Genomic DNA, 24,126 nt, shown 5'->3' on the forward strand with positions numbered 1-24,126 from the left:
GCCCGGCGGCGGACGGGTCAGAGCCGCTGGATGATCGTCCCGGTGGCGAGCGCCCCGCCCGCGCACATCGTGATGAGCGCGAACTCCTTGTCGGAGCGCTCCAGTTCGTGCAGGGCGGTGGCGATGAGCCGGGCGCCGGTGGCGCCGACGGGGTGGCCGAGTGCGATGGCGCCGCCGTTGACGTTGACCTTCTCCAGGTCCTGGTCGAAGACCTGCGCCCAGCTCAACACCACGGACGCGAAGGCCTCGTTGATCTCGACGAGGTCGATGTCCTTGAGGCTCATCCCGGCCTTGCCGAGGACGGCACGGGTCGCGTCGACCGGCCCGTCGAGGTGGTAGTGCGGGTCGGCTCCGACGAGGGCCTGGGCGACGATCCGGGCGCGGGGGCGGAGTTTGAGGGCGCGGGCCATCCGCTTGGAGGCCCACATGATCGCGGAGGCGCCGTCGGAGATCTGCGAGGAGTTGCCCGCGGTGTGGATCGCGGCGGGCATGACCGGCTTGAGTCGGCCGAGGCCCTCCATGGTGGTGTCGCGGAGGCCCTCGTCCCGGTCGACGAGCCGCCACATGCCCTGTCCGGCGGCCTGTTCCGCCTCGGTGGTGGGGACCTGGACGGCGAAGGTCTCGCGCTTGAAGCGCTCCTCGGACCAGGCGGTCGCGGCGCGTTCCTGGGAGAGCAGGCCGAGCGAGTCGACGCGTTCGCGGGTGAGGCCGCGGCGGCGGGCGATGCGTTCGGCGGCCTCGAACTGGTTGGGCAGGTCGACGTTCCACTCGTCGGGGAACGGTTTGCCGGGGCCGTGCTTGGAGCCGGAGCCGAGCGGGACGCGGGACATGGCCTCGACGCCGCAGCTGATCCCGATGTCGATGACGCCGGCCGCGACCATGTTGGCGACCATGTGGCTCGCCTGCTGGGAGGAGCCGCACTGGCAGTCGACGGTGGTGGCGGCCGTCTCGTAGGGCAGGCCCATGGTGAGCCAGGCGGTGCGCGCCGGGTTCATGGACTGCTCGCCGGCGTGGGTGACCGTACCGCCGACGATCTGCTCGACGCAGTCGGCGTGGATGCCGGTGCGGCCGAGGAGTTCGCGGTAGGTCTCTCCCAGGAGGTAGGCGGGGTGCAGGTTGGCGAGCGCGCCTCCGCGCTTGCCGATGGGGGTGCGTACGGCTTCGACGATGACGGGTTCCGCGGCCATGAGCTCGTCCTCTCCTCGACCGGACGGGGTGTCCCGGCACCCCGGTCGGTCGGCGTCACGGGGGAACTAGTACGCGTTCTAGTTCTGAGTGCAGTCTTATGACTGCTACCGCCGGTACGCAAGGGTCCGGGACGCAACAGTTCCCGCCCCGACCCTTGCTACTTGTAGAACTCGTTACTAACTTTCCCAGCAACTTCTGATGGCCCATCAGATATGGAGAGTGTTGCCGATGCCCTGCCCCCATCTCCCCGAAGGGCTCCCCGAGGGGTTCGACGCCACCGACCCCGACCTGCTCCGCGACCGCGTCCCCTTCCCGGAGTTCGCCCGGCTGCGGCAGACCGCGCCCGTCTGGTGGTGCCCCCAGCCGGCCGGCGTCACCGGCTTCGAGGACGGCGGGTACTGGGCCGTCACGCGCCACGCGGACGTCAAGTACGTCTCCACGCACCCCGAGCTGTTCTCCTCGAACGAGAACACCGCCGTCATCCGCTTCAACGAGCACATCAGCCGGGACCAGATCGAGGTCCAGAAGCTGATCATGCTCAACATGGACCCGCCGGAGCACACCCGCGTCCGTCAGATCGTCCAGCGCGGCTTCACCCCCCGCGCGATCCGGAACCTGGAGACCGCACTGCGCGACCGCGCCCACGCCATCGTCGCCGAGGCGAAGCGCGGCGCCGACGCCGACGGCACCTTCGACTTCGTCACCCGCGTCGCCGTCGAGCTGCCCCTCCAGGCCATCGCCGAACTCATCGGCGTTCCCCAGGAGGACCGCTCCCGGATCTTCGACTGGTCGAACAAGATGGTCGCCTACGACGACCCCGAGTACGCCATCACCGAGGAGATCGGCGCCGAGGCCGCCATGGAACTCATCGGCTACTCGATGAACATGGCCGCCGCCCGCAAGGAGTGCCCCGCCGCCGACATCGTCAGCCAGCTCGTCGCCGCCGAAGGGCAGGGCAACCTCTCCTCCGACGAGTTCGGCTTCTTCGTGCTGCTGCTCGCCGTCGCCGGCAACGAGACCACCCGCAACGCCATCAGCCACGGCATGCACGCCTTCCTGACCCACCCCGACCAGTGGGAGCTCTTCAAGCGGGAGCGCCCCGCGACCGCCGCCGAGGAGATCGTCCGCTGGGCCACCCCCGTCGTCTCCTTCCAGCGGACCGCGACCCAGGACACCGAGATCGGCGGACAGAAGATCGCCAAGGGAGACCGCGTCGGGCTCTTCTACTCCTCCGCCAACAACGACCCCGAGGTCTTCACCGACCCCGAACGCTTCGACATCACCCGCGACCCCAACCCCCACCTCGGCTTCGGCGGCGGCGGACCCCACTTCTGCCTCGGCAAGTCCCTCGCGATCAAGGAGATCGAGCTGATCTTCAACGCGATCGCCGACGCCCTGCCCGACCTCACCCTCGCCGGCGAACCACGCCGGCTGCGGGCCGCCTGGCTGAACGGAGTGAAGGAACTCCGGGTCCGGACGACGACCTCCGCCTGACCCCGGAACCGGATCATCCCCGCGCGCGTCCGACCCGACATGCGGGGGACACACGGAAGCGATCCGGCCACCAGAATCCTGACCACGCTCATCGCGCTGCTCATGCTCCAGCTCGGCTCACTGGTCGCACCGGCGTACGCCTGCGGCTGCGGCGCGATGATCCCGGACAAGTCCGAGCGCATCGGCGTCGACCGCGAGGAGTCGGCCGTCCACTGGGACGGCCGCACCGAGACCGTCGTCATGCGGTTCAACGTCCACGGGAACGCCCGCAAGGCCGCCTGGATCATGCCGGTGCCGAGCCGAGCCGAGGTCACCCTCGGCGAGCCGGCCCTCTTCGACGCCCTCGAATCGCTCACCGCACCCGAGGAACGCGACCGGTACTACTTCTGGCCGCGCGAGGGCGACTGGCCGTTCGACGACCCGTGGGGGGACGGCTCGGCCGGTGCCGCCCCGTCCGCCCCGGGCACCGGCGTCGGCGTCGTCGGCCGCGCCCGCCTCGGCCCCTTCGACGTCGCCCGGCTGACCGCCACCGACCCCGACGCCCTCGGCGAGTGGCTGCACACCAACGGCTTCGAGCTGCCCGAGCGGCTCCCCGGCGCCCTCCAGCCGTACGTCGAACGCAAGTGGGAGTACGTCGCCGTCCGCCTCGCCCCCGACGAGAAGGGCGCGGCCCTCCACGGCAAGCTGTCCCCGCTGCGGATCAGCTTCGCCTCCACCGAACTCGTCTACCCCATGCGGCTCTCACGCCTCGCCACCACACCGCAGACGCTCGGCCTGTACATCCTCGCCGACCACCGCATGGAACCCCGCTCCCCCATCGGCGGCGACCGCCCCGAGGTCACCTTCGCGGGCCGGATCGACGGCGACGAGAGCCACGCGCTCGCCCTGCTCACCGGCGGCAAGCCGGTCCATCTCACCGCCCTGGAGCAGGAGTTCCCGCGCCCCGAGCGCATCGACGACGACCACCACCTGCGGACCGTCGCCGACACCCCGTACCGCGAGGTCGCCTACACCGACCGCCTCCTGACGGTCGGCGGCGGAATCCCGGCCTGGCTCCTCACGGTGGGCGGCGGACTCCTGGTCGCCGCACTCGCGACGCTCCTGGCCGTACGCGCGAAACGACGCCGGTCACGCTCCGCCACCGGTGTACGTTCGATCGCATGACGAATCCTCAGTGGACCGAAGTCGACGACTACTTCACCGACACGATCGCCCCCGCCGACGACGCCCTCACGGCCGCGCTCGCCGACTCCACCGCCGCCGGCCTGCCCGAGATCGCCGTCGCCCCCAACCAGGGCAAGCTCCTCCAGCTGCTCGCCCGGATGCAGGGCGCCCGGAACATCCTGGAGATCGGCACCCTCGGCGGCTACAGCACCATCTGGCTGGCCCGCGCCCTGCCCGCCGACGGCCGCCTCGTCACCCTCGAATACGACCCCGCCCACGCGGACGTCGCCCGCGCCAACATCGCCCGCGCCGGCCTCGACAAGATCGTCGAGGTCCGCACGGGCGCCGCCCTCGACTCCCTCCCCCAGCTGGAGGCGGAAGGCGCGGGCCCCTTCGACCTCGTCTTCATCGACGCCGACAAGGTCAACAACCCGCACTACGTGACCTGGGCCCTCAAGCTCTCCCGCCCGGGCACGGTCATCATCGTCGACAACGTGGTGCGCAACGGCAGGATCGCCACCCCGCACCCCGACGACCCCGCCGTCACCGGCACCCGCGACATGTTCGACCTCGTCGCCCGCGAACCCCGCCTGGACGCCACGGCCTTCCAGACGGTCGGCACCAAGGGCTACGACGGCCTCCTCCTCGCCCGCGTCACGGACTGACACACCCGACGGACCGGGGTCCGCGCCCGCCTCACGGACTGACACACCCGGCGGTCCGGGGTCCGCGCCCGCCCGCCGCTCACCAGGCGAGCGGGCGCGGACCCCGGCCGCCTCCCGTCAGCCGGACACCACCGGACCCCGGCCACCTCCCTCAGGCCGAGCACCGAACCCGCGGCCACCTCCGTCAGCCGGACACCGCCGACTCCCCCGGAGCGCTTGACCGCCACCCGGCGAAGAGCGGCAGCTCGCCCGCGCCGTCGAGCACCACGACCCCGAACGGCCGGTCGAACACGATCCGTTCGACCGCCTTGTGGCGCGGCGGGGCGGCGCTTCGGGTCATCGTCACCTGGGTGACGGCGGCCGCCTCCACCCCCTCCTCGGCGACCTCGACCACGGCCTCCTGCACCACCTTGCCGATGTACAGGTCCGCCGCCGAGAGCCCCGAGAAGTCCGCCCCGGACCGCAGCGCCCGGTCGAGGCCGAGCGCGGCCAGATGCTCCTTCGCGTCGGTCTTCGTACGCAGCGTGAAGCGCGGCAGCAGCAGCTCCGCCGAGTCGGCCACGAGCCCCCTCCGTTCCCCCGGCTCCGCCCAGGCGGCGGGCAGCACCTCTCCGGGCCCGGCCCCCTCCGCGCCGAGCACGAACCGCACCAGAGGACCGCCGCCCCCGCCGCCCTCCCCGGCGCAGGGCAGTTCCACCACGGTGACCCCGTCCGCGTACCAGACCCACGAAGCCGGGATCCGCTGCCGCATGGTCGGCACGGGCCGGGTGTCGCCGTACCCGTCGGTGAACGGCTCCTCGCGGGTGAGGTGGCCCGGGAAGGCCGTCCGCCAGGAGGCCTTGAGGGCCAGCGCGTCGAGGAGGACGAGGTCCTCGGAACCGTCCAGGTCCAGCGGCAGTCCCTTGATCCGTCCGCCGGTCGCGGCCCGCACCCACGCGTCCAGCTCCGCCTGCGCGTCCGGGATGTCCCCGAGCGACATGTCGTCGGTCGCCCCGAACACGTCGTCGGGCAGGGCGAACCACACCGCCCCCGGCAGCACCCCGAACCGCACCCCCGGCAGCGCCCGCTTGAACCCGTCGAGCACCGGCAGCCTGCTCCACACGCCGGTCGCCACCGCCACCCCGCCCTCGGCCGCGAGCCGCCGCCCGACCAGGGTCACCGCCTCGGCGGCCCCCTCCCCCTCCACCCCCAGCAACTCCCCCAGCTCCGCCCCGGTCCGCCCCCGCGCCCCCGAGGCCACCGCCCCCAGCGCCAGCCACAGTCCCACCGGCGACACCACGAAGTCCCCGTCGCCGAGCCGCGGCAGCCACCGCGCGGCCAGCGCCCGTACCGCGTGGGTCGCGTGTGCCGGAAGGAGGGTGGGTCCGTGAGTCATATCCTGCCCCCTATGAGCATCGTGAAGATCAACGTCCTGACCGTTCCCGCCGAGCAGCGTGAGGTGCTGGAGCAGCGTTTCGCGGCTCGGGCCGGGGCCGTGGAGGGGTCCGACGGGTTCGAGTGGTTCGAGCTGCTGCGGCCGCTGGAGGGGACGGACCAGTACCTGGTGTACACCCGGTGGCGCAGTGAGGAGGACTTCCAGGCGTGGATGAGCGGTTCCATGCAGGCGGCGCACCAGGGTGGGGGCGAGGGCGGCGAGCGGCCCAAGCCGGCCGCGTCCGGTTCGACGCTGTGGTCGTTCGAGGTCGTGCAGCAGGCGTCGCCGAAGTAGCACGCGGATAATCGGGAGGCGGGTCCGGTCGTGCGGGTCGCAGAATGGCCCGCATGACCTGGATCTTCTCTCCTGAGCGCGTCGACACCCCGGACGCGACGGCGCTGCGGCGCGACTACTACGGCGATGTCGCGGGCCGGTACTTCCGGCGGGTGGTGACCGAGGACGAGTACAACGAGGAGATGCTGAACGACGGGCTCGATCTGCTGGCCCCGCCCGCAGGGCAGTTCCTCGTCGGCCGCCACGCGGGCGAGCCGGCCGCATGCGGCGGCATCATCCTCCTGGACGCCGAACGGGCCGAGCTGACCCGGGTGTTCATCCGCCACGCGTTCCGCGGCCTCGGCGGCGCCGACCTCCTGATGGACGGCCTGGAGGACGCGGCCCGGTCCCTCGGCGCTCGGCGGACGGTCCTCAACACACGGCTCGACCTGGTCGAGGCGCGCGCCCTGTACACGCGGCATGGGTACGGGGAGATCCCGGCGTACTGCTCGGGCCCGTACATGGAGATCTGGTACGGCAAGGAGCTCTGAGCGACCGGCCCGACCGACAGGACATCCCCTAGGCGCGGTGGTCGCGTGGCGGCTCGGGTCTGTGGGGTCGTTCCCCGTCCGAGCCGCAGAGCTCGGCCGTGAGCTCCTCCACGAGTCTCACCAGGTCGGTGGGCCGGTCGGGCCCCCACCAGTCGCCGAGGAGCTCGGCGAGGGATTCCTCGCGCGCCTTGGCGAGCGCAACCGCCGCCCGCACGCCGTCCTCGGTGAGGATGAGCTGGACGCCCTCGCGGGTGACCAGGCGTCGTTCCTCCACCTGCCGGGCGGCCTCGGTGATCACCCGCAGGGGTACCGGCGTGGTCTCGGCGAGGCGGGCGGGTTCGACGGTGCCGTGGCGGCGGACGCGGAGGAGCAGCCAGCTCGCGGCGGGCAGGAGGTCGAGCCCGGCGCGGTCGGTGATCTTCACGTAGATCGCCTTGCGTCCCTCGCGGGAGCCGAGGAGGGACAGGGCGCGGGCGCACTCTTCGTACGAGGAGCGTTCGACCGGGTTGGAGGCGAGGGTCTGGCTCGGGTCGGGCGCGGTGACCGAGGCCCGCAGCTTGTCCTCCTTGAGGAACCAGGCGACGACGAAGGCCACGAGGACGACCGGCACCGCGTACAGGAAGACGTCGGTGATGGACGTGGCGTACGCGTGGAGCACGGCGGGGCGCAGTTCGGGCGGGAGTTCGGCGATGGTGCGCGGGTCGGCGGCGACCTGCTGGGAGCCGGCGCCCGGGGGCAGATCCTGTCCGGCGGCGGTCGCGGCGGCGAAGACGGCGTCGAGCTTGCCGGTGAGGCGGCCGGTGAAGACGGTGCCGAAGACGGCGACGCCGAAGGAGGCCCCGATGGAGCGGAAGAAGGTGGCTCCGGAGGTGGCGACGCCGAGGTCCTCGTAGGCGACGGCGTTCTGCACGACGAGGACGAGGACCTGCATGACCAGGCCGAGGCCGGCGCCGAAGACGAAGAAGCAGACGCTCATCTCCCAGGTCGAGCTGGTCTCCGTCAGCCGGTGGAGGAGGAGCAGCCCGAGGCCGGTGAGGAAGGTGCCGGTGACGGGGAAGACCTTCCAGCGGCCGGTGTGCGAGACGATCTGGCCGGAGGCGGTCGAGGTGATCAGCATGCCGAGGACCATGGGCAGCATGTGGACGCCGGACATGGTCGGCGTGACGCCCTGCACGACCTGGAGGAAGGTCGGCAGATAGGTCATCGCGCCGAACATCGCGAAGCCGACCACGAAGCTGATGACCGAGACGAGGCTGAAGGTCCTGATCCGGAACAGCTTGAGCGGCAGCACGGGTTCGACGGCCCGCCGCTCCACGTACACGAACCACACGAGGAGTACGGCTCCGAGGACGGCGAGTCCGATGATCTGCGCCGATCCCCACGCCCAGGTGGTGCCGCCGAGCGAGGCCACCAGGACCAGGCAGGTGGCGACCGAGGCGATGAGGAAGGTGCCGAGGTAGTCGATGGTGTGCCGGGTGGAGCGCACCGGGATGTGGAGCACGGCCGCGATCACGAAGAGGGCGACGATCCCGATCGGCAGGTTGATGTAGAAGACCCAGCGCCAGGTGAGGTGCTCGGTGAACAGGCCGCCGAGGAGCGGGCCGAGGACGCTGGTGGCGCCGAAGACGGCGCCGAAGAGGCCTTGGTACCTGCCGCGTTCGCGGGGCGGGACGAGGTCGCCCACGATCGCCATCGACAGGACCATGAGTCCGCCGCCGCCCAGTCCCTGGACCGCGCGGAAGGCGATGAGCTGCGGCATGTTCTGGGCGATGCCGCAGAGGGCCGAGCCGATGAGGAAGAGGACGATCGCACCCTGGAAGAGCTTCTTGCGCCCGTACTGGTCCCCCAGCTTGCCCCACAGGGGAGTCGCCGCCGTGGACGCGAGCATGTAGGCGGTGACCACCCAGGAGAGGTGCTCCATGCCGCCGAGTTCGCTGACGATCGTCGGCAGCGCGGTGGACACGATCGTCTGGTCGAGGGCGGCGAGCAGCATGCCGAGCAGCAGCGCGCCGATCGCCACGAGGACCGTGCGGTGACGCTGCCCTTCCCCCGGCGCGGGCGCCGCGGCCGGTTCGGGCGGGCGGGTCTCCTGGGCCATGGGCGTCTCCGTCTCCGTCTCCAGCGCCGTGGGCAGCCCCTTCATCCTGGTCCGAATGTCCGGTTATGGCCTGTGGAAGGGCACGCCTGTTCACCCGCCGGAAGGGGGCGGGCTGCATAATCGCTCGCAGTTGTATCGGGGAGGGGACCCATCATGACCGGACACGTCTGTCCTGAATGCGGTGTACACAGACCTGGCTGCGCCTGCGCCCAGGCGGCGATAGCCGCCGCCGAGGACTTCGATCCCCTGCGGATCAGGCCCTACGTGACCCTGGACGCACCCGAGCGCCAGGAGGGCCCGCAGAAGCCGCAGCCCGCGGCGGCCGGGGGCGCGGGTGCGCCGTACGGCTCCGGGGCCGGGGCCGCGGGGACGCCGTACGGGGACGCTCGGGCGCCGCACGGAGACGCGGGGACGCCGCACACCGGCGGGGGCTCGGACGGGGACGCGACGGCGTACCTTCCCGCGTACGCGCCGGATGATCCGCCGACCGCCCAGCTGTCGGCGATCCGGCCGGAGGGCCAGGGCCCCCTCGGCGCGCGCCCCGGAGGGACCCGCCCCGACACGTACCCGGCGACGCCCGGCCAGGACGCGTACCCCGGCGCGTACGGGGCCGAGCCCGCTCAGGACGCGCACCCCGGCGCGTACGCAGCCGATCCCGATCACGACGCGCGCCTCGGTGCGCGCCCGGCGGAGACCCGTCCCGACGCCTTCGCGGGCGACGGGTACCCGGACGGCGCGTACCCCGGCACCGTGGGCGACCCCTCCGAGACGATGCCGTTGCTGCTCCGCGGCGTGGGCGACGTGCCGCCGACGCACGGCGGGGAGCGGGCGCGGGGCCGGCGTCGCGGCGCGGTGGTCGCCGCGGTGGCGGCCGTCGCCGTGGCGGGGACCGCGGCCCTGGCGGCGGCGGTCCTGGGCGGCGGGGACGAGGGCGACGACCGGGCGGCCGTGCCGGAGGTGACGACGAGCGCGTCCCTGAACGTCGTGGTGTCGGAGGCGCCGTCCCCCTCCTCCGAGACCCCGGAGCCGTCGTCCTCCTCGCCGACCCCGACCCGGACGTCCGCGTCCCCCACGCCCTCCGCGAACCGCACCACCGCGAGCTCCGCCCCGTCGACGACGGCCCCCGCCGCGCCGCCGGCCACCGCTCCGGCCGCCCCGACGTCGGCACCGACGACGTCCAGCCCGTCCGCGCAGCCGCCGCAGCAGACGGAGGAGGCGGCGGTCACCCTGAGCCTCGGCGCCACCGGATCCGAGGTGCGCGAGCTCCAGCTGCGGCTCCAGGCGCTGTGGATCTACGACGGCCGCATCAACGGGAAGTACACCCGGGAGGTCGAGGAGGCGGTGGCCACCTACCAGCGCTGGCTCTACCCCCAGACGGACCCCGAGGGCGTGTACGGGGCCTTCACGCGCAGCCATCTGGAGGCGGCGACCCCCGAGATCTGAGGCCCGGGCGATCCCGACAGGCGGACGGGTTGGCCAAGTCGGCCCCCGGTTTTGTATCGTGAAAGAACAAAGTGGCCCCGCCCGCAATCCCTGACCGGTGGGCGGGACCGCTTCGTTCTCCGCGCCACCCCCTCTGGAGACCCGATGGCCGCCACCACCCCGGCACCGCTCACCGCCCGCGCCCTCCTCCTCGACATGGACGGCACCCTCGTCAACTCGGACGCCGTCGTCGAGCGCTGCTGGCGACGCTGGGCCGACCGACAGGGCCTCGACGGGGACGCGGTGCTCAAGGTGGTCCACGGCCGCCAGGGGTACGCGACGATGGCCGTCCTCCTCCCGGACCGCCCGATGGCGGAGAACCACGCCGACAACCGGGTCATGCTCGCCGAGGAGACCGCCGACCTCGACGGCGTCGTCCCCGTCCCCGGCGCCCCCGCCTTCCTGGCCGCGATCGCCGACCTCCCGCACGCCCTGGTGACCTCGGCCGACGAGGCCCTCGCCCAGGCACGGATGGGCGCGGCGGCACTCCCCATGCCGACCACCCGGGTCACCGCCGAGAGCGTCGGCGCCAGCAAGCCGGACCCCGAGGGCTTCCTCAAGGGCGCGGCCGAGCTGGGCTTCGACCCGGCGGACTGCGTGGTCTTCGAGGACTCCGAGGCCGGCATCCAGGCGGGCCGCGCCGCCGGCATGCGCATCGTCGGCGTCGGCCCCCGCGCCGCCGCCTTCGCCCCCGACCTGCACGTCCCCGACCTCACCCACCTCCGCGTCACCCCCGCCCCCGACGGGTCGATCACGCTCACGGTCCTGACGTAGCGGCCACCGCCGGCAGCCGAGCGGCCCCCGCGGGCAGCTGAGGGGCGGACGCGGGCAGCTGAGGGGCGGACGCCGGCTGCCGAGCGGCGGAGGCCTCCCCAAGGACGCCCATCGCCTCCGGGCGCCCGCGCCTCTGCTCCCCAGCGCCTGTGCGCACCCGCACCTCCGGGTGCCCGCACTTCCGGGCGCCCGCACCTCTGCGCGCCCACACCTCTGCGCGCCCACACTTCCGCGCGCCCGCGCCTTCGCGCACTCGCTCCTCCGGGCGCTCAGCACCCCCACGCGACCACCCCCGCCCGACCACCCCTACGCGACCGGACTCCCCTCCCCCGCGCGCGGCCGGACCAGCCGGCCACGCGCCACCAGTTCGAGGGCCGTCGCGGCGGCCACCGCCTGGACCGCGAGCAGGGCGATGAGGACGAAGAGCTGGACGGCGCCCGCGTGCAGCGGCGACGCGCCGCCGAGCAGCATGCCCACGAAGGCCCCGGGCAGGGTGACGAGGCCGACCGTGCGGGTCTGGTCCATGCCGGGGAGCAGCGCGTCCGCCGCGGCGGGGCGCGCCACCTCGAGCCGGGCCTCGCGCTCGGCGAGCCCGATGGCCAGACCCGCCTCCACCTCGCCCCACCGCGTCTCCAGTTCGTCGAGCGCGCGCCGCCCCGCGAGGACGGTGGCGGTGAGCGCGCCGCCGACGAGGATGCCGGTCACGGGGACGAGCGTGACGCCCTTCACCGGTACGAGTCCGGTGGCGACCAGCGCGAGGACGACGGGGGCCACCGCGGCGGCGATCGGCACGCCCGCCCACCACCAGCCGGGCCCCGGCGCGGGGACGACGCGGCGCCCGGCGGTGCGTACCGCGACCGCGTACATCAGCAGCAGGAAGCAGAGCAGCAGCGGTACGGAGCGCACCACCCACCCGATCACGAGCGAGACGGCCACGAGCTGGACGGCGGCCCGGCCGCCGGCGAGGAGGGTGTCCCGCGCCCGGCCGAGGCGGGTGACGGCGACGACGGCCGCGGCGAGCGCGAGCAGAACGGCCAGAACCGCCCCGAAGGTGACGTTCACATCCAGAAGCACAGGTCAACCGTAGGGCGCGGGGCAGAATCTGGCGCCCCATCAGGCACGCCGCACCCCTTGATGTGACGTGCCCATGTCGCCACCCTGTTACCTGGCGCACCCCGCAAGGAAACCTCGCGCCGCCACGATGACCGGGCCGCCGCCCGGCACCCACGGGGACGGCGAACAGCCAAGGTCCCCACACCTCAAGGGAGTTCCCATGCCCGTCGGCAGCATCTACGCGCGTCGATTCGCCGTCCTCGCCACCTCCGCGGCCCTCACCCTCACCGGTCTGCTCACGACCGCCCCGGCCGCCCAGGCCGCCATGCCGACCCCCGTGAGCGCCTCGACGGCCCGCACCTACCTGGCCGCGCTCACCGTCAAGACGGAAGGTTCCACCTCGGGCTACAGCCGGGACCTCTTCCCGCACTGGATCACCCAGTCCGGCACCTGCAACACGCGCGAGACCGTCCTCAAGCGCGACGGCGTGAACGTGGTGACCGACTCCAGCTGTGCCGCGACCAGCGGAAGCTGGTACTCGCCGTACGACGGCGCCACCTGGACCCTCGCCTCCGACATCGACATCGACCACATGGTCCCGCTCGCCGAGGCCTGGCGCTCGGGCGCCAACACGTGGACCACCGCCCAGCGCCAGGCCTTCGCGAACGACCTGACCCGGCCGCAGCTCATAGCCGTGACGGACAACGTCAACCAGGCGAAGGGCGACCTCGACCCGGCGAAGTGGCTGCCGTCGGTGACGTCGTACCGCTGCACGTACACCCGCGCCTGGGTGCAGGTGAAGTACTACTACAACCTCAGCGTCGACTCCGCGGAGAAGAGCGCCCTGCAGTCCGTCCTCAACGGCTGCTGATCGCATCACCCCTGAATTCGCGTCAGCCACGGGCGGGGCACCGCCCGTGGCGACGGCCACCGGGGAGTGAGCCTCGCCACACGCTCCCCGGTGGCCGAATGTTGAACTTGCAAGCACTAGTGAGGGGTGCCTAACCTTACGGCCTCATCGGTATCCGTCCCCCACGCCCCGTTCCCCACGGACGGGGTCAGGCCGAAGGAGTTCCCCCATGTCCCCCGTCAACACCCCTGCCCCGCTCGCGGGCCGCCTGAACCAGGCCCAGCCGTACGCGCTCGGCCTCTTCCGCATCGTCGTCGGCCTCCTCTTCGCCTGCCACGGCGCCTCCTCGCTCTTCGGCGTCCTCGGCGGCGCCATGGGCGGCGGCGGCACGGTCCCGACCGGCACCTGGCCCGGCTGGTACGCCGCCGTCATCCAGCTCGTCGCCGGCGTCCTCGTCCTCGCCGGCCTCGGCACCCGCAGCGCCGCCTTCCTCGCCTCCGGCTCGATGGCGTACGCCTACTTCAAGGTCCACCAGCCCGAGTCCCTCTTCCCCCTCCAGAACGGCGGCGAGACCGCAGCCCTCTTCTGCTGGGCCTTCGTCCTCCTCGTCTTCACCGGCCCCGGCGCCCTCGCCCTCGACCGCCTCCTCCCCACCCGTACCGGCACCACCGCCCCGACCCGCGACGAACAGCAGAACCAGAGCGCCCCGATCGCGGCCTGACGCAACACGACCCACCTGCCGCCCGCCGGGACCCACCCGGCGCAGCCCGACCACGGCAGCCTCCACACGAGCGCGCCGACCCCGGCCGGAGCGCGGCCGAGCGCGTGGCCGTACGGCTTCACCATCGGGGCCGTACGGCCACGCCGTCGGGGTCGTACGCCGTCGTGGTCGTACGACCACGGGTTCGTACGGCCACGGGGCCGTGCGGTCGCCACCCGAGCGGGCACGGCCAGCGGCCCCCCGGCAGGGCCCGCTACAGGTACCGGCCGGAAACCGCAGCACGGTTTCCGGCCTTTCCCGCACCCGAACCCGGGGCCCCGGCCGCACCCAGCCGCCCCGGCACGGACACCCGCTCGAGACCACCCCGCCCCGGCCGGGCCCCACCCGCTCGGCCCGCCCGGCCCCGCGCGACCCCCGCTCGTCCCCTCGCCCCATACGCCTCCCACTCGGCCCCCGGTCGAGGGTCGGTGGGCCGGCCGTCGGCTCGTGGCACCCACCCGGCGGGCGGGTCGGCGGGTCCGCGTAGGCTCTGGCCCTGTGAATCTGCTCGACAGCCTCGGCTCGCTGCGGTCGTTGACCGCCGGCCCGTGGATCTACCCGGTGGTGGCGGCGTCGATCCTGCTCGACGTCTTCCTGCCCGTACTGCCGAGCGGCTTCCTGGTCATCACCGCCGCGACGGCGGCGGCAACGGCCACCGCGACGTCGACCGACGTCCCCTCCCTGCTCCCGCTGCTGCTCTGCGCGGCTTCGGCCTCGGTGCTCGGCGACTTCCTCGCGTACCGCCTGGCACGGCGGGGCGGCGCCAGGCTGCACCGGGCGATAGCTCGCTCGCGGCGCCTGTCGGTGGCGCAGGAACGTCTCGGCACGGCGCTCGCCCGGGGCGGCGGGCTGCTCGTGGTGCTGGCGCGGTTCGCCCCGGCCGGCCGTTCCGTGGTGTCGCTGGGCGCGGGCGCGGCGAAGCGGCGGATCGAGGAGTTCCTTCCGTGGTCGGCGCTGGCGGGCGTGACGTGGGCGTCGTACAGCGTCGGTCTCGGCTGGCTCGGCGGTCAGTGGCTGGGCGCGACCTGGTTCAGCGCAGGGGTGTCGACCTTGGCGCTGTTCCTCGCGGGCGGCCTCGCCGCGTACGTCATACGGCGTCCGGCTGCGGCTCCGGCGCCCGCCTCCTGACACCGGGGTGCGCCCCGCGCACCTCAAGGCCGTCCAGGAGTCTCGCGGTGGCTTCCGCGATGTCGGCCACGGCCCGGTCGAACACCTCCCGGTTGTGGGCGGCGGGGGCCCGGAAGCCGGACACCTTGCGGACGTACTGCAGGGCGGCGGCCCGGATGTCGTCCTCGGTCGCTTCCTCGGGCAGCGCGGGCGGGCGAAGCGTCTTGATGCTGCGGCACATGCCTCCAGTGTGGCGCGCACCACTGACAACCGCCGTCGTCCCAGGTCACGCACCCACGGCCGCATGCGTGCCCATCCCCCACCGGCCTACAGCGGGCTCCGGCCGGCACCCCGATCCGGCCCCGGCACACCCGGCCTTCGGCTCGCACCCCGATCCGGCGCCCTACCACCAGTCCCCGGCCCCCGGCCCGCACCCCGCACCGGCCCCGGCTCCGGTCAGCCCCCGAAGCCGCGTCTGCTCCGCGCGTTGATCTCGGCGGCGCGGGCGCGTAGCTCGCGCAGGGGTGTGGCGGGCTGGACGTCGAGGGGTTCGGCCTCCCACTCGGCGCCTCCGTGGACGGCCCGGATCAGAAAGCGCCCGGAGACGCTCTCCACATAGAAACCGACCCGCCCCGTGGCGGTGTCGCGGACGAGGTCACCGACCTCGGGCAGTGGCTGCACGCATCCCCTCCGTCCCGAATCCTGAATTCTGGGGAGAACCAGAGAAGCCCGACGGCCCCCCGCTGTCAACGTATCTCTAGAGATGTCCCCCGATGGATGGATCGACCGCGTGGGACGGCGTACGCCTGTGCACCCTGGTCCGGGGGTCCGCCGTAGGGTGTCCCGCAGATGAAGGGAGTGGTCCACCCGTGACTGACCAGGACAGCGCTCGCCGGCCCAAGTACCAGCGCATCGCCGACGAGTTGAGAACCGCGATCCAGTCAGGCGCCTTCGCGCCGGGCGACCGGCTCCCCGGCGAGAACGACCTCATGACCACGTACGAGGTGGCCCGGATGACGGCCCGCCAGGCCCTCTCCGTCCTGCGCAACGAGGGCCTCGCCGAGGCCCGCAAGGGCGCCGGGGTCTTCGTCCGCGCCTTCCGCCCGCTGCGGCGCCGGGGCATCCCGCGCCTCTCCGGCGAACAGTGGGGCAACGGCCGCTCGGTGTGGTCGGCGGACGTGGAGGACCGGGACCTCGTCGTCGACCAGATCGAGGTGGGCGAGACGGAGGCCGGCGCCCGGGTCGCGGGGGCGCTGAACCTGGCGCCGGGGGCGCCCGTGTGCGTCCGCAGCCGCCGTTTCGTCCTCGACACGAAACCGGTGCTGCTCTCCGTCTCGTACCTCTCCGCCGAGCTGGTCCGCGGTACGCCGATCACACAGCCGGACACCGGCCCCGGCGGCACCTACGCCCGGCTCACCGAGCTCGGCCACCGCCCCGTCCGCTTCCGCGAGGAGATCCGCTGCCGCATGCCGACGGCCGACGAGTCGGACCGGCTCTCCCTGGAGTTCGGCACACCCGTGGTCCTGATCGGACGCACGGCCTTCACCGGCCCCGGCGTGGCCGTGGAACTCAACGAGATGACGCTGGACTCGTCGTCGTACGTCCTGGAGTACGACTTCGACGCATGACCCCGCACGCCGCTCCGACCTCGAACCGCGCCCCGGGATCCGCGTGGACGACCTCCCCGGAGAACTCGGCTGCGGCGAGCGCGACCGCCTCGGCGGGCTCCGTCCCGGGCCCCACATGGGTCACGACGAGGCAGCCGGCACGTGCGGCCGCCGCGCTCCTGCCCGCCTGCGCGGCCGAGTGGTGTCCCGGCACCTCACCGTCGGCCTCGCAGACGAACAAGTCGCAATCCCGGGCGAGTTCGACGAGGGCCGGGCACGGCTCGCAGTCGCCCGAATAGACGAGCGAGCGCCCCGCCGCGTCCTCGACGCGCACGGCGAAGGCCGCGGGACCGCCGTGGTCGACGGCACGGGACCGGAGGGTCAGCCCGCCGATCCGGACGGCGTGCCCGTCGTACAACTCGTCGACGGCGAAGGCCTTCTCGACGGGGCTGCGTACGGCGCCGTTGGTGAGGAAACCCGCGAGCCGGTCGGCGGTGCCCGCGGGTCCGAAGAGGGGAACGGGCAGCTCGACGTCGAGTCCCGCGTACACCAACCCGTAGAAGGCGGTGAGGAGATCCGCGCTGTGGTCGGCGTGCAGATGCGAGATCCACACGGCGTCCACGTCGCCGAGGTCCACGTACCGCTGGAGCTCCCCGAGCGTCCCGCTGCCCGCGTCCACCCACACCCGCGCTCCGCCGCCCTCGACGAGATAGCCGGAACAGGCGTTGCCGGGCCGGGGAAAGGGGGTGGCGGACCCGAGGACGGTGATCCGCAGCGCGTCGCTGTCCATGGAACGAGTCTAGTGAGACACGCCGAAACGCTGCCCTCCGGCTACGACTGCGGCCACGGCCACAACCCCGACCCCGGCCCCGGCCCCGGCCCCGACTACGGATCCGACTATGGATCCGGGCACGACCACGGCTCCGGGTCCGGGTCCGGGCGCGACTTACGGCTCCGGGTCCGGGTCCGGGTCCTGCCGGGCGGCCGGGATCCCGTGCTGCTGAACGTCGGCGTTGACCTGCCCGCCGAGCGTCATGACGTTCAGCGTCGCCGAGTTCTCGTTGGCGATGGCCTTCTCGACGCGGGCGACCAGGACGGAGAAGGCCTCCCGTTTGGACAGGTTCTGGTAAGGCCCCACCTTGGCCTCGAAGTACACCCGCTCATGACCGAGGAGTTGCTCGGTCGACCGGTAGTTCTTCCACTGCTCCCGGTACCGGTACACGCTCTCCAGCGACACCGCGGCGACGACGACCACGCTCAGGACGGTCGCCGTGACCCGTGCGAACACCAGGTCCAGGTTCACGAACACCGGCACGAAGGCCCCACCGACGACGGACACGGTCCGCATCCGCAGATGCATCGCCTTCATCCGGGTCGCCTTGGAGTCGTACCACTCCTGGTACTGCGTGAGCCGGCTCTCCATGTACCTCTGCGGCGTCATCTCACCGCTCCGCACGCCCGTTTCGGGCACGTCCCCCACCTCAGCCATGCCGGGAGTAGACCCGCCGCGCCGGACTCCCGTCAACTCGGTGCCTGTTCCCGCCAAAGCGCCCCGCACGCCCTTCCCGAGCGCCCTCCCGACCCCGTACGGTCACCACTCCGACACCCTTCGCGACCGAACCACCACCATTCCTCGACCGCGCGATGAGATCCCTGTCCCGGCATGACTTCCCCACCGATCCCATCGGAAAGCGCGGAAGGACCCGAAGGCGGAGCGCTGCCCGTCGGCTCCGCCGCCGACCTATGCCGGAGGATTACGTGAGCCCACACCGCGAGCCGTACACGCCGCACACCTCACCCACCACACGGCACGCTGACCGCGGTCCACCTCTGTGAGACGGCGACGCGCCGCCGGACCCCGCTCGACCTGGTCCTGATCGACCCGGCGCCGGAGGCCGGACGAGGTGTCGCGTACGCGACTCCCGACCCCGGGCACCGCCTCAACGTGCCTACCGGCGGCATGAGTTGCTACCCGGACGACCCGGGGCACTTCACCCGCTGGCTGTGCCGGCACGGCGAACCCACGGTCACGGGCGCGGACTTCGCGACCCGCTACCGGTACGGCGCCTACCTCGCCGACACGCTCGCGCAGGCCATCGTGCGGGCGCACGGGGTGGTGTCGGTGCGCCGACTGCGCACGCGTGCCGAGGACTGCGCCGGCACGACGGACGGGAGGGTGCTGCTCGGGCTGGCCGACGGTACGCGGCTGACCGCCGACGCGGCGGTCCTGGCCACGGGCCCGGCCGGCCCTACTGCGGCCTGGGCTCCCGGGGAGCTGCGGGAGGCGCCGGGCTTCATCGCCTCGCCGTGGGCGAGCGGGGCGTTGGACGGGCCGCTGACGGACGGGGCCGACGTGCTGCTCGTCGGTACGGGGCTGACCGCCGTCGACCTCGCCCTCACGCTCGACCGCCCGGGCCGTACGGTGCACGCCGTGTCGCGCAACGGTCTGCTGCCCCAGCCGCACGCGCTGACCCCGGCGGGGCCCATGCAGGCGCCGGAAGGGCTGTACGGCTCGTCGCTGGAGCAGCTGCGGCGCATCGTCCGCCACCACGTCGCCCGGTCCGTGCGCCTGCACGGCGACTGGCGGCCGGCGCTGGACAGTCTGCGACCGCACACCGCGCGGCTGTGGCAGGACCTCACGCTTGAGGAGCGGGCCGAACTCATCGCCGTGGACGGGGCGTTGTGGAACACGCACCGCCACCGGATGGCGCCCGCGACCGCGGAGGCCGTGGCCCGTGCCCGTACCGCGAAGCGGCTGGTCGTGCACGCGGGGAGCGTGACGCGGGCGGCCGCCCTCGACGACGGGTCCCTGTCGGTCGGTCTCTCGGGCGACCGGGAGCTGAACGTGGGCTGGGTGATCGACTGCACGGGGCCGGGGCGGCGGCCCGACGGGAGCCTGTGGGGTTCCCTGCTGGCGTCCGGCACGGCGGTGCCGGGTCCGCTCGGCATGGGGGTGGCCACGCTCGACGGACGGCTGCTCGCGGCCGAGGGGCGGACCGGTCTGCCGCTGTACACGCTGGGCTCCCCGCGCCGCGGGGAGCTGTGGGAGACGACGGCGGTCCCGGAGATCCGCGTCCAGGCGGCGGCGGTCGCCCAGGCCCTGCTCGCGCCGCTCGCCCCGCGGCGCCGTACGTCGCGCCGGCCGCTGGACGGGCACGGCCTCGCCCTGTCGACCCACGCCGAGGCGGCGGCCGCGTACCGCACCGGCCTCGACCGCATCCTGAAGGTCCGCTCGGGCGCCGAGGACGCGCTCCGCCGGGCTGTCGGCCTCGACCCCGGCTTCGCCCTGGGGCACGCGGCGCTCGCCCTGCTGGGGCACGAGTGCGGCGCCGCCGTCGACGTACCGCGGGCGCTGGCGGAGGCCCAGCGGTGTGCCCGTGAACGGGCCGACGAACGGGAGCGCTCGTTCGTCGAGGTCGTCACCCGACGCGTCCACGGCGACAACGGGGACACCGCGCTCGTACGGCACCTCGAAGCGCACCCTGCCGACGCGCTGGCGCTGGCCGCGGCCGTGCCTACCATCGCGTTCTCCGGCGTCGACGACCTCGACGACGCCTACGCCCTGCGCCTGGTCGAGCGCACGTCACCGGCGTACGACGGCCACTGGTTCCACACCTCGCTACTGGCCTTCCTCCGCCAGGAACAGGGCCGCCTCCACGAGGCCGGCGAGCTGGCCCACCGCGCGCTCGCCGCCGAACCCGCCTCCGGTCACGCCGTCCACGCCCTCACCCACGTCCACTACGAGACGGGCACCCACCGGGCGGGCCGCGACTGGCTCGAACGCTGGGTCGCCGGCCGCGGCCGCGGCGCCGTCCACCGGGCCCACTTCTCCTGGCACATCGCCCTGCACGAACTCGCCCTGGACGACCCCGCCGCCGTCCGCCGGCGCTGGTTCGCCCAGCTCGCCCCCGGCCGCGTCACCGGCGTCCGCGCCCTCGTCGACTCGGGCTCCCTCCTCTGGCGCGCCCGGCTCAGCGACAGCTGGCGCGGCGAACTGCCCACCTCCGACGTCCTGGACTCCGTCGAGGCCGACGTCCTCGAACGCCCCGCCACCGCCTTCACCGCCCTCCACTCCGCCGTCACCCTCACCGCCGCCGGCGACCTCACCGCCCTCCGCCGCCTCCGCGACCACGCCTCCGGCGCCGACGAAGTCCAACGCGACGTCATCGCCCCCCTCTGCGACGCCTTCACCGCCCTGATCGAAGAACGCTTCCACGAAGCCGCCCTCGGCCTCCACTCCCTCCTCCCCGTCCTCCGCCGCGTCGGCGGCAGCTCCGCCCAACGCGAGGTCGTCGAGGAAACCCTCCTCTACGCCCTCACCGCCGACGGCCGCTCCGACGCCGCCCGCCTCCTCCTCGACGCCCGCCTCCAACGCACCCACTCCCCCCGCGACCTCCGCCTCCTCTCCCAACTCCCCACCTGACCCCCACCCCCACCACCCCCCGAAGGCCCCGAACCCCACCCGGTCCGGGGCCTTCTCACCCCGGTTCACCCGAACGCCCCCGAACCACCGACACCTGCTGTCCACGTCCGCCCGGACCGTCCCGACGAGGGGGGTGTCTCGCTGCGTGTGGAGTCCTGCCGACCAGCCTCGGTCAGACAGGCGGGTTCAAGCGTGGGGCAGACCAAGGATGAGATCCGGCTCGCCGAGCACGGCCAGATCACCAACCGATTCAACGTCGCCGTTCAAAATCTGGGGTCCAAGACCTTGGACGTCCGCCTCGGCGGCATCTACGCGCTACAACGCATCATGCAGGACTCGACCCGCGACCAGCCGACCATCGTCGCAGTCCTGTCGGCGTACGTGCGCGAGCACGCACCGGATCCGAAGGGGGCGCACACGGGTGTCGATCACAGACCCCCCACGGACATCCAGGCGGCTGTGAACGTACTGGCCGGGCGAAACCCGGACCCGGATGCAGATGCCGTGGTCGACCTGCAGTTCTCCGACCTCCGGGCTGTGCGATTGGACCACCCGCGTCTCGGAAACGCCGACCTTGCGTACTCCGACCTGAGGTTCGCTGTCCTGTCGCACGCTGACCTTTCAAAAGCGCACGTCAGCCACACTTCCCTCAATGGCGCAGACCTGGCCGACTCACAGCTCAGCGAAGCAGATCTGCGCGGATCAACCCTCATCGGCAGCCGCCTCATGCGCTCCGACCTCCGCAGGGCGGACCTCACCGGTGCCGAGCTCGCCGGCGCCCGCCTCGCGGGGGCGAACCTCGCCCGAGCCAACCTCACCGGCGCCAACCTCATCGGCGCCGACCTCTCGGGAGCCGACCTCTCAGAGGCGAACCTCACCGACGCCAACCTGAAACTCGCCAACCTCGCCGGCGCAAACCTCGCCGGCACCAATCGCACGAGAACGAAATTCACCACGCCGGAGGACATGTCCTTCCCCATCAATCCCTGATGCAGGAGCCCTTTACCTCACCCGACCAACAACGCTCCGACATCCCTGGAACGCTCAGCCGGCCCGCGCACCGCGACGGCCGCCGAGAGGGCTACCACCGCGGTGGCCCGCCAGTGACCGTGGCTGACCTCTCGATCCGGCACGCGTCCGGCACACACGGTCGAGCTCGATGCCCTGTCCCATGACGTCGTCGGCAAACTCTCCGTACCGCAGAACGACGGCCGCCGGCCGCCGCTGCATGCGGACGTGCCGGGTGTCCAAATGTCCGACGGGTGCTCACCAGGGATGGTCCGGGCCGTCCTCGGACTCCGGGTGGTAGCGCAGGGTCGGGCCGGGGCGGTAGCGCCCCAGGAAGGGCGGACGGTGGGGGCCTTCGACGCAGTTCAGGAGGAACTCGGTGAAGGGGCCAGGGGCTTCGTGCCACTCTCCTTCCTCCGTCTCGACCACCACGCGCCAGTCGTCGGGGTCCTCCTCCTCGGGAAGGAAGTAGTACGTGGTGCCGTCCTCGCCCCCGCCCCACTGGATCAGACCGCCGGGGTGGGGGTGGAAGGGGAACGGGGTGCGCTCGGGGTCATCGAGGTGCGGCCGACCTGACATCGACCAGATCTGCTCCAGTTCGACCTGTGTCCCCTCGACCGGGCGGACGAGCCAGAAGAGGTCGTCGAAGGAACCCGGCCCGTACGAGTCGAGGAAGGCCTTGTAGTCCGTCGGCAGCGCCACCCCTAGGTGCTCCTCGGCCGCCTCCCAAAGCTGCGGCCGCGCCCATCCCCAGCACGGCGGCTCACCCAGCAGCTCCCGCAGTCGCGCCGCCGCGGGCGTAGGTCGGTCGTTCATGAGGGGCACCCTGCCAGACCTCACTGACAGCCGAGCCTCCTCAAGGCCGCCCTTGATGCGAAGCCCCGTTACACGGCACCGGATCGGCCGGCGGGAGTCGTACCGGCCGCTCTGCGACCCCGCAGGGTCGCTGTTGGACGACGGGGTCGGTTGCCGTGGTTGCGGTACGGAACCGCTGTACAGCGACCGGGCAGGAAGCCCGTCCCGCCGACTCCCTCATCGACCACGAGCAGCCTCGTCATCGGGTCCGTCTGCGGCACGCCGGGCGGTCACCAAGTAACCCACGAAGCGGACGTCTGGCTGGGCCTCCGCCCACCCGTCCGCTGCCTTGACCGGAACCACCACGGTCGTACCCGAAACGGGTTGATACACGTTGGTCGCGCTACCGCGGGGCACCTCGTAACGGCAGTGCACCTCGGCGATCGTCAGCACCTCCAACCGGGTGGGCACCTGCTCCCCCTCCCGGCCGTGATGCTCCTCGCAGAAGTCGATCTCAGTCGCACGTTCACTACCGACGATATCGGCGTAGTCCTCCGGATCGACCTCCATCAGGCCCCACGAGACAACGTCCCCTGACGCAAAGCTCGCTCCGCAGCACTGCATCTGCCAGTCATCGACCCAAATCGTCAACGTCACGCCGTCATTGTCCGCCGAGCGGCACACCCTCCAGAGAACCTCAGGCGGAACTGTCGGCAGCAGCACTGTCGATGTCAGGGAGAGATGCCAGACCGGCCCGGGCCCTGCCGCCCTTCGACAGCCCGCCCTCCGCTTTCCAGAGCCGCGATGGCGCGCCGACGCCACCTGCCGGCCGGCACCATGGCGACCCCACCTGCGAACAGAGCCACGACGAGGCTGCCCCACACCACGGCGGCAAACCCGTACCCAAGTGGCTCCAAAATCTTCAGGCCCCCTCTTCGTCATCTTCGTCACTGCCCGCGACCTCCACCGAACACTGCCTCGCCTGCTCCAGGCGGCCGACGCAGTCGGGCATGAACACCTCGGCAGAGTCGTCTCCCGCGTTCCGAAAATCGCGTAGATCCCCCTCGCCACCGGCGCCCCACTCGCGCCGTGATGGACCTCCCCGGGCACAGCCAGATCACCGTGACCATGCACATCCACACCCACGTCGTCCAAGACACGCAGCGCGAGGCCGTGAGTCACATGGACCGGCTGCTCAAGAGCCGCCCCCGGTCCCAGATGACCATGGACATAGATGTCAGGCGTGGACACCAAAGGCCCCCTACCAAGATCGGTAGGGGGCCTTCGCACTGGTGGGCGCGGACGGTTTCGAACCGCCGACATCTGCTTTGTAAGAGCAGCGCTCTACCCCTGAGCTACGCACCCGGGTGAGGAAGTCACAGGGTACATGGGGCGGGGGTGGGTGGGGCAAACCGGTGTG

The 24,126-nt window shown here is 72.6% G+C and carries 23 protein-coding genes and 1 tRNA gene; 13 read left to right on the forward strand and 11 right to left on the reverse strand.

Annotated elements, in window-relative coordinates; genetic code table 11:
- Positions 1-17 precede the first annotated feature (17 nt).
- Positions 18-1,187, reverse strand: coding sequence for a steroid 3-ketoacyl-CoA thiolase (locus OO54_RS26670; protein WP_017239065.1), 1,170 nt, complete (start codon positions 1,185-1,187; stop codon positions 18-20).
- 229 nt (positions 1,188-1,416) lie between these two features.
- Between OO54_RS26670 and OO54_RS26675 the strand changes: the two genes are divergently transcribed.
- Genes OO54_RS26675 through OO54_RS26685 form a run of 3 tightly spaced genes read left to right on the forward strand, consistent with a single transcriptional unit; the run spans position 1,417 to position 4,511 of the window.
- Positions 1,417-2,682 (forward strand): cytochrome P450, encoded by a 1,266-nt coding sequence (locus OO54_RS26675; protein WP_033207289.1) that lies wholly within the window; start codon positions 1,417-1,419, stop codon positions 2,680-2,682.
- Between the two features lie 39 nt (positions 2,683-2,721).
- Positions 2,722-3,846 (forward strand): DUF2330 domain-containing protein, encoded by a 1,125-nt coding sequence (locus OO54_RS26680; protein WP_033207290.1) that lies wholly within the window; start codon positions 2,722-2,724, stop codon positions 3,844-3,846.
- Positions 3,843-4,511, forward strand: a complete 669-nt coding sequence (locus OO54_RS26685) for an O-methyltransferase (RefSeq protein ID WP_017239068.1) — start codon at positions 3,843-3,845, stop codon at positions 4,509-4,511. The genes OO54_RS26680 and OO54_RS26685 overlap by 4 nt, the downstream gene beginning before the upstream one ends.
- A 184-nt stretch (positions 4,512-4,695) precedes the next feature.
- Here OO54_RS26685 and OO54_RS26690 read toward each other — a convergent pair whose 3' ends face one another.
- Entirely contained in the window at positions 4,696-5,886 is a 1,191-nt protein-coding gene (locus OO54_RS26690; RefSeq protein ID WP_051787200.1) for a serpin family protein, read from the reverse strand.
- Between the two features lie 12 nt (positions 5,887-5,898).
- Here OO54_RS26690 and OO54_RS26695 point away from each other — a divergent pair, with 12 nt between their 5' ends.
- Together OO54_RS26695 and OO54_RS26700 are read left to right on the forward strand one after the other, a co-directional pair.
- Positions 5,899-6,219: an antibiotic biosynthesis monooxygenase family protein gene (locus tag OO54_RS26695; protein ID WP_033207291.1), complete on the forward strand. Its 321-nt coding sequence runs from the start codon at positions 5,899-5,901 to the stop codon at positions 6,217-6,219.
- Between the two features lie 44 nt (positions 6,220-6,263).
- Entirely contained in the window at positions 6,264-6,749 is a 486-nt protein-coding gene (locus OO54_RS26700; protein WP_033207292.1) for a GNAT family N-acetyltransferase, read from the forward strand.
- 28 nt (positions 6,750-6,777) lie between these two features.
- Here the strand turns inward: OO54_RS26700 and OO54_RS26705 are convergent, their stop codons facing one another.
- Complete coding sequence (locus OO54_RS26705) at positions 6,778-8,847, reverse strand: MDR family MFS transporter (protein ID WP_033207318.1); 2,070 nt, start codon at positions 8,845-8,847, stop codon at positions 6,778-6,780.
- 153 nt (positions 8,848-9,000) lie between these two features.
- Here OO54_RS26705 and OO54_RS42530 point away from each other — a divergent pair, with 153 nt between their 5' ends.
- Both OO54_RS42530 and OO54_RS26715 read left to right on the forward strand, forming a co-directional pair.
- Complete coding sequence (locus tag OO54_RS42530; protein WP_157856513.1) at positions 9,001-10,290, forward strand: peptidoglycan-binding domain-containing protein; 1,290 nt, start codon at positions 9,001-9,003, stop codon at positions 10,288-10,290.
- 144 nt (positions 10,291-10,434) lie between these two features.
- Entirely contained in the window at positions 10,435-11,103 is a 669-nt protein-coding gene (locus OO54_RS26715) for an HAD-IA family hydrolase (RefSeq protein WP_033207293.1), read from the forward strand.
- A gap of 306 nt (positions 11,104-11,409) precedes the next feature.
- Here OO54_RS26715 and OO54_RS26720 read toward each other — a convergent pair whose 3' ends face one another.
- Positions 11,410-12,177, reverse strand: coding sequence for an ABC transporter permease (locus tag OO54_RS26720; RefSeq protein WP_017239075.1), 768 nt, complete (start codon positions 12,175-12,177; stop codon positions 11,410-11,412).
- A gap of 199 nt (positions 12,178-12,376) precedes the next feature.
- Here OO54_RS26720 and OO54_RS26725 point away from each other — a divergent pair, with 199 nt between their 5' ends.
- From OO54_RS26725 to OO54_RS26735, 3 genes are all read left to right on the forward strand, one after another.
- A complete protein-coding gene (locus OO54_RS26725; protein WP_033207294.1) occupies positions 12,377-13,027 on the forward strand; it encodes an HNH endonuclease family protein in 651 nt (216 codons plus the stop codon).
- 208 nt (positions 13,028-13,235) lie between these two features.
- Positions 13,236-13,727: a DoxX family protein gene (locus tag OO54_RS26730; RefSeq protein ID WP_033207295.1), complete on the forward strand. Its 492-nt coding sequence runs from the start codon at positions 13,236-13,238 to the stop codon at positions 13,725-13,727.
- A gap of 543 nt (positions 13,728-14,270) precedes the next feature.
- Positions 14,271-14,894, forward strand: a complete 624-nt coding sequence (locus tag OO54_RS26735; RefSeq protein ID WP_033207322.1) for a DedA family protein — start codon at positions 14,271-14,273, stop codon at positions 14,892-14,894.
- On the opposite strand, the gene OO54_RS26740 is transcribed toward OO54_RS26735, so the two are convergent.
- Together OO54_RS26740 and OO54_RS26745 are read right to left on the reverse strand one after the other, a co-directional pair.
- A complete protein-coding gene (locus tag OO54_RS26740; RefSeq protein WP_033207296.1) occupies positions 14,854-15,114 on the reverse strand; it encodes a DUF2277 domain-containing protein in 261 nt (86 codons plus the stop codon). The genes OO54_RS26735 and OO54_RS26740 overlap by 41 nt on opposite strands.
- 215 nt (positions 15,115-15,329) lie before the next feature.
- Complete coding sequence (locus tag OO54_RS26745) at positions 15,330-15,554, reverse strand: hypothetical protein (protein ID WP_017239080.1); 225 nt, start codon at positions 15,552-15,554, stop codon at positions 15,330-15,332.
- A 188-nt stretch (positions 15,555-15,742) separates the two neighbouring features.
- On the opposite strand from OO54_RS26745, the gene OO54_RS26750 reads away from it, so the two are divergent.
- Positions 15,743-16,501: a GntR family transcriptional regulator gene (locus OO54_RS26750; RefSeq protein WP_033207298.1), complete on the forward strand. Its 759-nt coding sequence runs from the start codon at positions 15,743-15,745 to the stop codon at positions 16,499-16,501.
- Here OO54_RS26750 and OO54_RS26755 read toward each other — a convergent pair.
- Both OO54_RS26755 and OO54_RS26760 read right to left on the reverse strand, forming a co-directional pair.
- Positions 16,443-17,270 (reverse strand): MBL fold metallo-hydrolase, encoded by an 828-nt coding sequence (locus OO54_RS26755; RefSeq protein WP_033207300.1) that lies wholly within the window; start codon positions 17,268-17,270, stop codon positions 16,443-16,445. The two genes, OO54_RS26750 and OO54_RS26755, sit on opposite strands and share 59 nt — an antisense overlap.
- Before the next feature lie 156 nt (positions 17,271-17,426).
- The gene (locus OO54_RS26760) at positions 17,427-17,921 is read right to left on the reverse strand and encodes a DUF4231 domain-containing protein (protein ID WP_033207302.1); all 495 of its coding nucleotides are present in this window, start codon (positions 17,919-17,921) and stop codon (positions 17,427-17,429) included.
- A gap of 372 nt (positions 17,922-18,293) precedes the next feature.
- Here OO54_RS26760 and OO54_RS26765 point away from each other — a divergent pair, with 372 nt between their 5' ends.
- Both OO54_RS26765 and OO54_RS26770 read left to right on the forward strand, forming a co-directional pair.
- The gene (locus OO54_RS26765; protein ID WP_033207304.1) at positions 18,294-20,903 is read left to right on the forward strand and encodes an FAD/NAD(P)-binding protein; all 2,610 of its coding nucleotides are present in this window, start codon (positions 18,294-18,296) and stop codon (positions 20,901-20,903) included.
- Positions 20,904-21,095: 192 nt separating this feature from the next.
- Complete coding sequence (locus OO54_RS26770) at positions 21,096-21,893, forward strand: pentapeptide repeat-containing protein (RefSeq protein ID WP_051787202.1); 798 nt, start codon at positions 21,096-21,098, stop codon at positions 21,891-21,893.
- A 276-nt stretch (positions 21,894-22,169) separates the two neighbouring features.
- Here OO54_RS26770 and OO54_RS26775 read toward each other — a convergent pair whose 3' ends face one another.
- From OO54_RS26775 to OO54_RS26785, 3 genes are all read right to left on the reverse strand, one after another.
- On the reverse strand, positions 22,170-22,727 hold the full coding sequence (locus OO54_RS26775) for an SMI1/KNR4 family protein (RefSeq protein WP_157856514.1): 558 nt from the start codon (positions 22,725-22,727) through the stop codon (positions 22,170-22,172).
- Positions 22,728-22,943: 216 nt separating this feature from the next.
- On the reverse strand, positions 22,944-23,363 hold the full coding sequence (locus OO54_RS26780; protein WP_033207307.1) for a DUF6578 domain-containing protein: 420 nt from the start codon (positions 23,361-23,363) through the stop codon (positions 22,944-22,946).
- A 633-nt stretch (positions 23,364-23,996) separates the two neighbouring features.
- Positions 23,997-24,071: transfer RNA gene (locus OO54_RS26785), tRNA-Val, on the reverse strand.
- Positions 24,072-24,126 lie beyond the last annotated feature (55 nt).

This window comes from Streptomyces wedmorensis (genome assembly GCF_000716445.1).
In the GTDB taxonomy this organism is placed as follows: domain Bacteria; phylum Actinomycetota; class Actinomycetes; order Streptomycetales; family Streptomycetaceae; genus Streptomyces; species Streptomyces wedmorensis.